This window comes from Pacificimonas aurantium (genome assembly GCF_020092905.1).
GTDB classification, from domain to species: domain Bacteria; phylum Pseudomonadota; class Alphaproteobacteria; order Sphingomonadales; family Sphingomonadaceae; genus Pacificimonas; species Pacificimonas aurantium.
On sequence record NZ_JAGSGB010000002.1, the window covers coordinates 789,001 to 801,268 of the forward strand.

11 protein-coding genes and 1 tRNA gene are annotated in these 12,268 nt (G+C 65.6%); 6 read left to right on the forward strand and 6 right to left on the reverse strand.

The features are described 5' to 3' along the window. Nucleotides 1–8: 8 nt before the first annotated feature. Nucleotides 9–848, reverse strand: coding sequence for a glutamate racemase (murI, locus tag KCN53_RS10580; RefSeq protein WP_088712470.1), 840 nt, complete (start codon nucleotides 846–848; stop codon nucleotides 9–11). Here murI and hemB point away from each other — a divergent pair. The 3 genes from hemB to KCN53_RS10595 all read left to right on the forward strand — a co-directional run bounded on the left by hemB (nucleotide 847) and on the right by KCN53_RS10595 (nucleotide 4,492). Continuing rightward, nucleotides 847–1,839 carry a porphobilinogen synthase gene (gene hemB, locus KCN53_RS10585; protein ID WP_088712469.1) on the forward strand — a complete coding sequence of 331 codons (993 nt, stop codon included), beginning with the start codon at nucleotides 847–849 and terminating at the stop codon, nucleotides 1,837–1,839. The genes murI and hemB overlap by 2 nt on opposite strands. A gap of 125 nt (nucleotides 1,840–1,964) precedes the next feature. After that, the gene (locus tag KCN53_RS10590; RefSeq protein WP_088712468.1) at nucleotides 1,965–3,491 is read left to right on the forward strand and encodes an AMP-binding protein; all 1,527 of its coding nucleotides are present in this window, start codon (nucleotides 1,965–1,967) and stop codon (nucleotides 3,489–3,491) included. A 95-nt stretch (nucleotides 3,492–3,586) separates the two neighbouring features. After that, the gene (locus KCN53_RS10595) at nucleotides 3,587–4,492 is read left to right on the forward strand and encodes a hypothetical protein (RefSeq protein ID WP_088712467.1); all 906 of its coding nucleotides are present in this window, start codon (nucleotides 3,587–3,589) and stop codon (nucleotides 4,490–4,492) included. Here KCN53_RS10595 and KCN53_RS10600 read toward each other — a convergent pair. From KCN53_RS10600 to KCN53_RS10620, 5 genes are all read right to left on the reverse strand, one after another. After that, on the reverse strand, nucleotides 4,385–5,233 hold the full coding sequence (locus tag KCN53_RS10600; protein ID WP_088712466.1) for a nitrilase-related carbon-nitrogen hydrolase: 849 nt from the start codon (nucleotides 5,231–5,233) through the stop codon (nucleotides 4,385–4,387). The two genes, KCN53_RS10595 and KCN53_RS10600, sit on opposite strands and share 108 nt — an antisense overlap. A gap of 31 nt (nucleotides 5,234–5,264) precedes the next feature. Continuing rightward, nucleotides 5,265–6,236, reverse strand: a complete 972-nt coding sequence (locus KCN53_RS10605) for an agmatine deiminase family protein (RefSeq protein WP_088712465.1) — start codon at nucleotides 6,234–6,236, stop codon at nucleotides 5,265–5,267. Further along, nucleotides 6,233–7,903 (reverse strand): M28 family metallopeptidase, encoded by a 1,671-nt coding sequence (locus tag KCN53_RS10610; protein WP_088712464.1) that lies wholly within the window; start codon nucleotides 7,901–7,903, stop codon nucleotides 6,233–6,235. Before KCN53_RS10610 ends, KCN53_RS10605 begins: the two co-directional genes overlap by 4 nt. Before the next feature lie 99 nt (nucleotides 7,904–8,002). Next, nucleotides 8,003–8,689, reverse strand: a complete 687-nt coding sequence (locus tag KCN53_RS10615) for an RlmE family RNA methyltransferase (RefSeq protein ID WP_088712463.1) — start codon at nucleotides 8,687–8,689, stop codon at nucleotides 8,003–8,005. Continuing rightward, on the reverse strand, nucleotides 8,686–9,714 hold the full coding sequence (locus KCN53_RS10620; protein ID WP_088712462.1) for a Ppx/GppA phosphatase family protein: 1,029 nt from the start codon (nucleotides 9,712–9,714) through the stop codon (nucleotides 8,686–8,688). Before KCN53_RS10620 ends, KCN53_RS10615 begins: the two co-directional genes overlap by 4 nt. A 172-nt stretch (nucleotides 9,715–9,886) precedes the next feature. Between KCN53_RS10620 and KCN53_RS10625 the strand changes: the two genes are divergently transcribed. The 3 genes from KCN53_RS10625 (at nucleotide 9,887) to KCN53_RS10635 (ending at nucleotide 12,126) form a co-directional block, all read left to right on the forward strand. Next, a tRNA-Gln gene (locus tag KCN53_RS10625) sits at nucleotides 9,887–9,960 on the forward strand. A 152-nt stretch (nucleotides 9,961–10,112) separates the two neighbouring features. Beyond that, nucleotides 10,113–11,378, forward strand: coding sequence for a tyrosine-type recombinase/integrase (locus KCN53_RS10630; protein WP_172406227.1), 1,266 nt, complete (start codon nucleotides 10,113–10,115; stop codon nucleotides 11,376–11,378). 19 nt (nucleotides 11,379–11,397) lie between these two features. Beyond that, nucleotides 11,398–12,126 carry a replication protein A gene (locus KCN53_RS10635; RefSeq protein WP_088712460.1) on the forward strand — a complete coding sequence of 243 codons (729 nt, stop codon included), beginning with the start codon at nucleotides 11,398–11,400 and terminating at the stop codon, nucleotides 12,124–12,126. The last annotated feature ends 142 nt before the right edge of the window (nucleotides 12,127–12,268 follow it).

Here is a 12,268-nt window from a genome sequence, read left to right on the forward strand (position 1 = left end):
CCGGGTCCCTACAGAAATTCGGGCGCGGCGAAACCACGGCTTTCGAGAGCGCCGCGAAGCCGGGCAACCTCATTCGCGGCCTCGGTGAAGACGATGCGCCTATCCGGGTCCCCGCCCCAGATGGTATTTTCCAGCAAGGAGGCCGTGCGCCGGGCGATGCCCTCCCCGCCATGCAGGAAGTCCAGCGGCCGTCCGGCAGCGGCGGCCAGCCGGTCCTCGACAAGCGGGAAATGCGTACATGCCAGGACCACCTTGTCCATCCGCTCGCCGCCAGGCTGGTCAAGAAGTCCGCGCATCGGACGTGCGAATTCCTCCGCCGCAACGTCTTCCCCCCGCATCACCGCCTCGGCCGCCTCGGCAAGGCCCGGCGTTCCCCAACGCAGGACCGTCTTTCCAGACGCAAATTTCTGCTCGAGGTCGTCGACATAGCGCTGGCGAACGGTGGCCGGTGTGCCGAGCACCCCGATCACCCCCGTCCGGGTCTGCTCCGCAGCAGGCTTGATGGCCGGCACAGTCCCTACGATCGGGATGTCGAGCACGGCGCGCACATGATCGAGCGCGATGGTGGAGGCCGTGTTGCAGGCGATGACGATGAGAGCCGGATCGAACCGTTCGGAGAGCTTACCGAGCAGCGCGGACACGCGGCTCGCCACCTGCATCTCGGTCTTCGATCCATAGGGGAAACCGGCATTGTCCGCCGCGTATACGATGGGCGCGGCCGGAACTCGCTGCATGATCGGACCGGCCACACTCAAGCCGCCAATGCCCGAATCGAAAATAAGGATGGGACCTGCTGACACGGGCAGTGGACTTGCCAACTTCGCATGAAGGTTGGAAGTCCCAGCCATGACCGCTTCCTTTCCCGCCCTTCGCCTCCGCCGGTTGCGCGCGCACGACTGGTCGCGCCGCCTGCACGCCGAAAACGTCCTGACCCCCTCAGACCTGATCTGGCCCGTCTTCGTCCGGGAAGGCACGTCGGAACGCGAAGCCGTCGGCTCCATGCCGGGCGTCGAACGCCTGTCGGTCGACCTGGTGGTGGAAGCCGCCCGCGAAGCCGCCGACCTCGGCATTCCCGCCATCGCGCTGTTTCCGAACACGCCGCAGGAGGCGCGCGACGAGACGGGGAAGGAATCGGCAAATCCCGACAATCTGATGTGCCGCGCCTGCCGCGCGGTGAAGGATGCGGGTATTCCCGTCGGCCTGCTGACCGACGTAGCGCTCGATCCCTATACCAGCCATGGCCATGACGGCCTGCTGTCCGAGGACGGGCGTATCCTGAACGACGAAACGCTGGGCGTACTCGCCGCGCAGGCCGTCAACCAGGCGAAGGCAGGCGCGGACATCGTCGCCCCCTCGGACATGATGGACGGCAGGATCGGCGTCATTCGGCATGCGCTGGAAGCCGAAGGCTTCGGCGATGTCCAGATCATGTCCTATGCGGCGAAATATGCCTCGGCCTTCTATGGCCCGTTCCGCGATGCGGTGGGCTCGGGCGGCCTGCTGAAGGGCGACAAGAAGACCTATCAGATGGACCCGGCGAACCGCGACGAGGCGATGCGCGAGGTCATGCTGGACCTAGAAGAAGGCGCCGACAGCGTGATGGTGAAGCCCGGCCTCGCATATCTGGACATCGTCGCGCGGGTGAAGGACCGTTTCAACGCGCCGGTCTTCGCCTACCAGGTGTCGGGCGAATATGCGATGATGCGGGCGGCGATGGACCAGGGCCTGCTGGACCGCGACCGGGCGATCCTGGAAGTCCTCACCGCCTTCAAGCGGGCCGGATGCAACGGCGTGCTGACCTATTTCGCGCGCGACGCGGCGAAGCTGCTGGCGGCCTGAACCCCTATCGGTCCGAAAGTGGCAAACCCCTCCTTTTCCGCCGGTTGAGCGCACTTGGCTGCCGCCATAGCGTCGGCGACAACAGAGCAGATCGTCTGGCTCGAGAATATTTGGGAGGTCCGCCCGTGCATCCATTTCACCATGCCGCCGCAACGCCGGACAAACCCGCCATCATCATGGCGGACGGGTCAGGCGAGATGAGCTACGCCGAACTGGAGGCGGCCTCCAACCGCGCCGCGCAGTTCTACCGGTCGCAAGGCCTCAAACGCGGCGATACCATCGTCATTTTCCTGCAGAACTGCCTGGACTATCTGCCGCTATGCTGGGGCGCGCAGCGCGCGGGGCTGATCTTCGTCGCCATGTCGACGAAGCTTTCCGTCGACGAAGCGCAATATATCGTCGACAATTCCGGGGCCGACCTCGTCATCGCGGACGTCTCCCTCGCGGAGGTGGCGGCCAAGCTGAAGGCGCCGAAGGGCGGCTTCTCGCTGGGCGGCGATATCGACGGCTACGAGCCGCTGGCGCCGCGCTTGGCCGAACAGCCCGCCTCGCGCATCGAGGACGAAAGCCAGGGCCGCGACATGCTCTATTCTTCCGGCACGACGGGGCGGCCGAAGGGAATTACGGGGCCGCTTCCCGACGGTCCGATCGACGAGATGAACCCGCTGATCGGCCTGACGCAGATGCTGTTCAACTTCGGCCCGGACATGAAATATCTTTCGCCGGCGCCGCTCTACCATGCCGCGCCGCTGCGCTATTGCATGGCCGTCCACCGGTTCGGGGGCACGGTCGTCATCATGAAGAAGTTCGACCCGGAGCGCTTCCTGGCGCTGGTCGAGGAGCATCGGATCACCCATTCGCAGCTGGTCCCGACCATGTTCGTGCGCATGCTGAAGCTGCCGGAAGACGTCCGGTCGAAATATGACGTCTCCTCACTCAAGGTGGCGATCCATGCTGCCGCACCCTGCCCCATCGAAGTGAAGCGCCGGATGATGGAGTGGTGGGGGCCGGTGATCTACGAATATTATTCGGCAACCGAAGGAACGGGATTCACTGCGATCAATCCGCAGGAATGGATGGAGAAACAGGGATCCGTCGGGAAGGCGCTCCTCGGCGAGATCCGCATCATCGACGAAGACGGCAATCTGCTGCCGCAGGGCCGTGAGGGACGCGTCTTCTTTGCCGAGGCGGGCGAAATCGAGTATCATGGCGATCCGGAGAAAAGCGCCTCGGTCCAGCACCCGGAGCACGGCGCCACCTTCGGCGACATCGGCTATGTGGACGAGGACGGCTATCTCTTCCTCACCGACCGCGCGGCCTACATGATCATTACCGGCGGCGTGAACGTCTACCCGCAGGAAGCCGAGGACGTGCTCGTCATGCACCCGAAGGTGCAGGATGTCGCCGTCATCGGTGTGCCGCATGAGGAAATGGGCGAGGAAGTGAAGGCGGTTGTCGAACCGCGCGATTGGGCCGATGCTGGACCGGAACTGGAGGCGGACCTGATCGCCTTTGCACGTGAAAGGCTTAGCCACGTCAAATGCCCGCGCAGCGTCGATTTCGAAAAGGCCCTCCCCCGTCACGACACGGGCAAGCTGTACAAGCGGCTGCTGAAGGATCGCTACTGGAACAAGGAGGGCGCCTCGGCCTGACCGCCTGCGCCGTCCTGCTGGCCGCGGCCTGCGGCGGCGAGACGAACGAGCCGAGCGCCGACGCCGAGCGGGAAGCCGCCACTGAACAGTCGACCATGACGGCGGCCGCCAATGCAGTGCGCGACGCCGCCACCGCGATCAACCGCTCAACGCCGTCTCCGATCCTGGAGCATCATGACGACGACCTGTTCGTGGCATCGGTGCCCGCTACCGAAGAGCGGCCTTGGCAGGGAGTCTTGACCGAGAACCGCTTCTTCTTCCAGAACCCCGACGGGGCCGGCTGGATCGGATCGACCTATACGGCGACGCCGACCTCGGGCGTACGCGAACTGAACCTGCGCGGTGTCGGCGGAACGCTGCGAGTCACACAGGGTAATTGCCCAGCGCCCAGGCTCGAGGACCGGCTGCCGACACTTGCCACGCTGGCGCTGGGCGGACGGGCGCACGACGCCTGCGCCGGACCCTTTCACGCGCCGATCGGCCTTGCCGGCACAAGCTGGCTGATCCTGCGCATCGGCAACCAGCTCCATCCCGACCTCGAGAGCAGCGAGACCATCACGGTCAACACGCTCACATTCGGGCAGAGCGGCCGCGTGGGAGGAACGATCGCGTGCAACGATGCCGGATTCCAGGACCTTCGATGGACCCAGGACGGCTTCGAGCGAATGGATGGAGCCGAGGAGGAGAAGGGCGACGACGGCGACGAGGATAGCGGTGGCGAAGCCGACCGGGACCTGTTCGTCACCGAAATCGCCTGCAACCTACCCGCCAGCGAAGCCTTCGGACGAACTGCGCTCACCTCTCTCTACGAGGCGGAAAGCTGGTCCATCGTCGGCGACCAGCTGGTCATAGACCTTCCCGAGGGAGAACGGCTGGTCGGCTGGTATCTCGGGTCAGACGTCTTCGCCGAGGCGGGCGTAGAGATCGGGTCGCCGGTCGCGGAAGAATCCGAAGCTGGCCCGGTGAGCACGGGCGAGGTCGAGATCGAAGGCGGCGAGTAGGTAGCCGGTCTCGTCACGCCCGAGCTCGGACTTCGTCTCGCCATATTCATCGACGGCGAAACTGGATCCGTAGAAGGTCTGGCCATCCTCAGTCCCGGTGCGGTTCGCGGCAACGACCGGGCAGGTGTTCGAGACTGCGTGCCCGACCATCGCGCGCTTCCACATGGTAGCCGTGTCGAGATCGGGCTCCTCCGGTTCCGACCCGATGGCCGTGGGATAAAGCAGTAGCTCCGCCCCCTGCAGCACCATCGCGCGGGCAGCCTCCGGAAACCACTGATCCCAGCAGATGCCGACGCCGACCGTGCCGAAACGCGTCTGCCAGGTCATGAAACCCGTATTGCCGGGACGGAAGTAGAATTTCTCCTCATAACCCGGTCCGTCGGGGATATGCGACTTGCGATAGACGCCCATGATCTCTCCGTCCGGGTCGATCATCGCGAGCGAATTATAGTGGTGCGGGCCATCCCGCTCGAAGAAGCTGGCCGGCAGGTAAATGCCTTCCGCCTTTGCCACCTTCTGCATCTCGGAAATGGCAGGATGTTCGGACGTCGGCCGAGCCCGCTCGAACAGTTCCTCGCGTTCGTAGCGGCAGAAATAATGCCCTTGATAAAGCTCGGGCGGCAGGACGATGTCGGCTCCGTCCCGGGCCGCGCTAACCGCCATCTCGGCAGTTGCGGCAATGTCGTCTTTCTCGTCGTCCGTGAACGAGAGCTGCAGGGCGGCGGCAGTGATGTTTCGCATCCGCCCTAAATAGGAACGCCGGGACCTCGCGTCACGCCGGGACGTGACAGGTCATGCAGTGAAAGGCGCCGCCCCCGGACAGAATCGCCTTCGCCGGAAGACCGATCGCCTCGCGTGCCGGAAACAGTGCGGCATAGCGTTCCAGGGCCGCCTCGTCCGTCCCGACTCCATAAAGAGGCACGAGCACCGCTTTGTCGGTCAGCAGGAAGTTCATGTAGCTCGCCGGAGCCTGCGTGCCGTTTTCGTCGATGAACCTGCCGACGGAGGGGATGCGAACCGTCTCGATCCCGGCATCTTCCAGCCTGTTCGCGGCGTTCTCGAAAATGTCGTGGTTCGGATCGTCCGTTGACGACGCCTCGGGCAGCGCTACCCGGCCGGGCGCAACGAAGCGCGCCAGATTGTCGACATGGCCGTCTGTGTGGTCGAACCTCAGCCCGCTGCCCAGCCATACGACCCGCTCGAACCCGAGCGCCTCGCGAAGGAGATGTTCGATTTCGGCGCGAGACAGGCCTGGGTTCCGGTTGGCATTGAGGAGGCACTCCTCGGTGGTGATAACGGTACCGGTGCCGTCATGGTCGATGGCGCCGCCCTCGAGCACAGCATCCCATTCGCGAAGTTCGGCACTTTCCCAGCGCGCGACTTGACGCGCGACGCGCTCGTCGCCCGGCATGAGAAACTTGCCGCCCCAACCGTTGAAACGAAACGAGGCGGCGTCGGCCTTGCCGAGAAACACCGGTCCCGTATCCCGAAGCCAGATGTCGCCGTAGCGGGCGCGCCGATAGTCGACGCCCTCGCTATCACCGACTAGGGAACGGGCCTCCGCCTCCGCATCGGGGGATCTGGTCAGGAGCGTAACGGGCGTTCCGCTCCCGGCGATCGCGCGGACCAGCCCAGCGGTCTCCGTCCGCGCCCGGTCAAGCGCCTGCAGCCATTCGCGCCGCCGCCACGGCCAGGCCGTGTAGATGCGCTCGACCGGAGCCCATTCCGGCGGCGGCGGGGTCACTGCGACCCGGCCGCCTGCCTGCTTTCCTCGCGAACGGCGCGGAACTCGTCGCCTTCGTTCCAGTTCGGCCACTCTTCGCTGTTCGCGAGCTCGCGCCCGATCCGGAAATTGAGCTGAAGATCCTCGACCGCGCCGTCCCAGTTCCAGTCGGCATCATATTCGTCGCCGGCAAGGTGATAGCGGTTTTCGGTATAGTCGTCGGCAAGCTGCTGCCCTCGCTCAGAACCGCCTTCGACCAGATCGACGCCGCCCTCGGCATAGAGCATCGGAACGCCCTTCTTCGCCAGGCTGAAATGGTCGGACCGGTAGTAGTAGCCCTTTTCCGGGCTGCTTTCGACGTCGATCCGGCGGTCCTGCGCCAGAACGGCCTCTTCCAGATAGCCCTCAAGCTCGGACTTCCCGGCACCGATGACCACCACGTCGCGCGTCTGGCCATAGACATTCAGTCCGTCCATGTTGAGGCCGCCCACGGTCTGCGAGAGCGGATAGACCGGGTTCTCGGCATAATAAGCCGACCCCAGAAGGCCGGACTCCTCGGCCGTAACCGCAAGGAAGATCAGCGAGCGGTCGGCAGGTCCGGCCTCGGCATGGGCACGGCCCAGTTCGACAAGGCCGGCCGTACCCGTGGCATTGTCGAACGCACCGTTGCAGATCTCGTCTTCCTCGCCGGGCGCGCAGCGACCGAGATGGTCCCAGTGCGCCGTATAAAGCACATATTCGTCCGGGCGTTCGGAGCCGGGAAGAATGCCGATCACATTGTTCGACATGCCGCGACGGATGTCGTTCTCAAGGCTAGCGGTCATGCTGACGCCAAGTGGCATCGGGGTCAGTTCCCCGGACTGCGCGCGCTCCGTGAGTTCGTCGAGCGACTGGTCCGACGCACCGAGGATCATCTCCGCGGCATCCTTCTGGAGCCAGCCCTCGATGGCGACGCGCTCGCTGCCGCCGTCCTCGCGGTCCATGTCGATCTGCGGACCGCTCCAGCTCGATTCGACCGTGGCCCAGCCATAGGCAGCAGGCTCGGTATCGTGAATGATCAGCGCGGCCGCCGCGCCCTGACGGGCAGCTTCCTCATATTTGTAGGTCCAGCGGCCGTAATAGGTCATCGCCCGACCATTGAAATCGCCTTCGAGTTCCTCGGTTTCCCAGTCGGGATCGTTGACGAGGATGACGGCCGTCTTGCCGGCCATGTCGATGCCCTCATAGTCGTTCCAGCCACGCTCCGGCGCGACGATGCCGTAACCGACGAAGACCAGTTCCGAATTCTGTACCCCCACGTTCGGCTGAATGCGCTTGGTCCAGATCACCTGGTCGTCGCCATAAGCGAGAGTGGTCTCTTCGAGGCCCTCGCCGCTGAGTTCGATGTCGGCGCTGTCCTCGTCGACCGACATTTCGACGAGCGGCACTTCCTGGAACCAGCTGCCGTCATTGCCGGGCTGCAGGCCGGCGGCCTCCATCTGCTGCGCGAGATATTCGATCGTTTTGGTTTCGCCGGGGGTCATCGGCGCACGGCCCTCGAACTCGTCCGAAGACAGGGTCTGAGTCATTTCCTTCAGCCGCGCTTCCGACAGCTGTGGCACGTCCACGGTCGCATCGGCTTCATCGGAGCCGGCCTCCGGCGAACAGGCGGCCGCAAGGACCGCCACTATCGGCACTAGTTTACGCATTTGCCCGTCCATCCTCATTCGATTGAACCGTTGATCGCCGGGGTTCTTGCCATCCTTTTTCCGCAGGCTCAAATCCCGGCATCTGCGCCGTTCACGCGTCTATCCGGCGCCCTTGAACCCCTGCGCGACGACATACCATTCGGACGATCCCTTGCGGCTGGCAGGCGGCTTCACATGCTTCACCGTCTTGAAGCGGCGCTTCAGCTCGCCGACCAGCTGATTGTCGGCACCCCCGGCGAGCACCTTGGCGACGAAGGCGCCGCCATCTGCGAGATGCTGCACCGCGAAATCGAGAGCTGTCTCGACAAGCGCCATGGTGCGCAGATGGTCGGTCTGCTTGTGCCCGATCGTGTTGGCCGCCATGTCGGACAGGACCAGGTCCGCAGGACCGCCGAGAGCCCCTGCCAGGGCATCGGGCGCCTCGTCCGCGAGGAAGTCCATCTGCAGGATTTCAGCCCCTTCGACCGGATCCATTTCCAACAGGTCGATGCCCACGACCCGGGCCTGCGGGATCGTCTCGCGCACTACCTGTACCCAGCCGCCGGGTGCGGCGCCGAGGTCGACGACGCGCTTCGCGCCCCTAAGCAGACCGAATTTTTCGTCGAGCTCCTTGAGCTTGAAGGCAGCGCGGCTGCGATAGCCCTGCGCCTTCGCCTCGCGCACATAGGGGTCGTTCAACTGGCGCTGCAGCCAGCGCGTGGAGGCGTTCGACCGGCCGCGCGCGGTTTTCACGCGCACCTTGCCGGGCTGCCCCCGGCGCCCGCCGGAACTAGAGGTCTTGCTCACCAGTGCCCGTCCCGCTGCATGAGGGTGCGCAGGATCCCTTCGCGAATGCCGCGGTCGGCCACGCAGAGCCGTTCGACCGGGAAACTCGAAAGAATTGCGTCGAGGATCGCGCACCCGGCCACGATCATGGTCGCCCGCTCCCGCCCGATACAAGGCTGATCGGCGCGCTCTTCCTCGCTCATCGCGGACAGGCTTTGCGAAATGGTGCGCATGGCCATGGTGTCGACCCAGGCGCCGTCCACCTTGCTGCGGTCATAGCTCGGCAGGCCGAGATGCAGGCTGGTGAGCGTGGTGATCGTGCCCGATGTCCCGAGAAGCTGGAGATTGGCCAGTCCGTTCGGCGGCGAGAGGATCGGCCGCGCTCGGTCGAGGTTGCTCATGACGCGGCCGCGCATACGCTCGAAAAGCTCCCGGCGGCCGTCGATGTCGGGCGGCACCTGCGGCTCCGCCTCGGTCAGCGAGACGACGCCCCAGGGGACGCTCCACCAGCCGAGCTGGCGCACCGCGCGGCGGCGCTTGCATTCGACGAGGCTGATTTCCGTCGATCCGCCGCCGATGTCGAACACGAGCGCGTGGCTGTAGCCGTCCTTGAACAGAGCCTGGCAGCCCAAGACGGCGAGCTGGGCCTCTTCCGCCGGCGTAATCACATCGAGAGCGATGCCGGTCTTCTCGTAGACCCGCTCGATGAATTCGGGGCCGTTCTTCGCGCGGCGGCAGGCCTCGGTCGCGACGTTTCGCGTTACCCAGACATCGCGGCGCTGCAGTTTCTCCGAACAGACCTGCAGTGCATCGACGGCCTTGACGATGCTCTTCTCGGCAATCCGCCCCGTTTCTAGCAGCCCTTCGCCAAGGCGAACGATGCGGGAGAAGGCGTCGATGACGTAAAAGCCGCCGCGCGTGGGACGCGCGATCAGCAGCCGGCAATTGTTGGTGCCGAGGTCGATTGCGCCGTAAACACGGCGCGCCTTTGGAATATGTTTCGCCGGGCCTCTGCGGGCACCTTGCGGCGAGGCGTGGGTCGCCATCGTATATGCCTGTCGTCTCTGTGCCGCGTCGCCGAAGCCAAATCCGGCAACTGCGGTAACCTGTATCGAGGACTAGCAGCCTTCGGGGCGAATGGGCAAGCGAACCCCCGTTGACAGGAGGAGGGAGGGGCCTATATCAGCCGCCCTTCGACGGGCCCGGGGGCCCGTCCGATGCCCCGTCGTCTAATGGTAAGACTACGGACTCTGACTCCGTCAATCGTGGTTCGAATCCACGCGGGGCATCCATTACACCATCTCATTAAGTCGCATGTTGTCGCGCGAAGCTTGCGGAATCGCGGGCTTTCCTATTGAGCGACAAGCATGGCTTCGCTTCTTGTCGCATGGCAGCGCGCACGCTTTGGGGGCCCCGATTGGGGCCCCGGAAAAGGCCCCCGCCGGTGGCACTGACCGAAGCGGCCTGCCGTGCGGCCAAAACCGACGACCGGCCGCTGAAGCTGTACGATGCGAACGGCCTGTTCCTCTACGTCACCGCGACCGGCCTCAAATCCTGGCGGCTGAAATACCGCTTTGCGGAGCGCGAGAAGAAGCTGGTGCTGGGTCGCTATCCCACGCTGTCTTTGAAGGACGCACGCGGCAAGGCCGCCGCTGCCCGGCTGGCGCTCAGCGAGGGCCGGGATCCGGCAGCCGAGAAGGCACGCGCCAAGGCTCGGTCGGCAGAAGCCGCGGTGAACAGCTTCGGAGCGATCGCGGAGGAATGGCTGGGCGAGAAGTCGCGCAGCTGGACGCCGCGCTTTGCCAAGCAGATGCGAGGACGAACGGCGAATGCAGTGCGCGCCTTCGGCAAGCAACCGGTGGAAGCGATCACGCCGATGGACGTCCTCGCGCTGATGCGGCGCCTGCAGGCCCGCGGCGCTCCGTCGATGGCGCAGCGCGTCCTGCAGCTGACCGACAGCATATTCGCCTTCGCGATCGCGACCGGGCGCGCGCAGCAGAACCCGGCAGCCTCCATCCGCGGCGCGCTTCCCCAACCGACACGCCGGCGCCGACCGGCGGCGCTGACTCTGCCGAAGGCACGGGCGACGCTGGAGGCCATCGAGTCGGTGCCGGAAGCATGGTGGCCCACCCTCCTCTGTTCGCGTCTGACGGCACTGACCGCAGTTCGTCCGGGCGTGGCCCGCTTGGCCGAAGTGGGGGAGTTCGAGGAACTGAGCGGTACCGAGCCTCTGTGGCGAATCCCGGCGGCGAAGATGAAGCTGAAGCTGGAGGAGAAGGGCGACGCGCGCTTCGATTTCGTCGTGCCCTTGTCACGGCAGGCCGCCGCGGTCGTGACGACTGCGCTCTCGCGCCGAGGGCCGAGAGCGAAAGCGACTTGGCTGTTTCCGGGCGAACTCGGCTCCGGCGGGCCGATCAACGAAAATGCCCTCAGCGATCTTTACCGGGCGGCGGGCCTGCAGGGAAAGCATGTGCCGCATGGGTGGCGCGCCAGCTTCTCGACCATCATGAACGAATGGGCCGCCGAAGAGGGCGACGAACACGACCGCCGCATCCTCGACCTGATGCTCGCGCATTTTCCCGACACGGTGGAGGTAGCCTACAATCGGGCAAGCTACCGGCCGCGCCGGCGCGCTCTCGGTCAGCTATGGGCCGACCGCTTGCTGGAGGGGTTTCCAGAGCCCGGGTCTCTGCTTCCGCCTCAGGGCTGAGCGCGAAGGGAGGCCGCCCATGACCGCGCGGTCGATCGGCAGCCTGCTTACAGGCACCGCGATGCCGAAGGCGCGGCGGACCTTCCAGCCCGTCAGGCGCAACAGCTACGACGTCGACGATCCGCGCCTCTCGCGCTGGTGGCAACCCGCCGCTCCCAACCGGGGAGCCTGGCGTCGGACGATGAGGATCCGCCTCGATGCCGCCGAACGGTTCGATCGCAAACGAAAGGCCGTCGGCAAACGCAACGGGCCTCTCGGACACGTCGCGCTGGAGGTCCTGCGCCTTCTCTACGGCATGATCGACTATCGCTCCGGGCGTCTGGACCCGTCTATCGACACGATCTGCGCACGCACCCGCCGGGCCCGCGCCGCGGTCGTGCGCGCCATGCGGCGCCTGAAGGAGCATGGGTTCCTGGAATGGCGGCGGCGAACCGAACCGACCGGGAACGAAGGGGCCGGGCCGCAGGTGCGGCAGGCCACGAACGCCTATCGCCTGCCCCGGCCGGCGGCGATGAGCCGTTACCTGGACAAGCGCGAGGAAGACGCGCCGGCACCGGACGACGAATTGGTCCGCCGCGAAACGGGTGCGGACGAACTCGCCGCGATGGAAGCCGGCCTCGACGCAGCGGAGTTTACCGCCGTCGTAGGCCCGGACGGCTCAATGGGAGAGGCGCTCGCCGACATGGCCCGTCACTTCACGAGCGCGAGTTCACCGGGTGGTCAGAATCCCGCCCCCGGAGAGAAATAAGGGCGCGCTTCGCGCGTAGCGGTCTGATCCCCTCACCCCGGGCCTCGATGCCGCCATGAACCGCCTGCCACTCGGCCTGGCGGAACCATAAAGCGCGCCGCCTGTCGGCGGCGCTGGTGCTCGGCGAACCGGCACCGGGCGC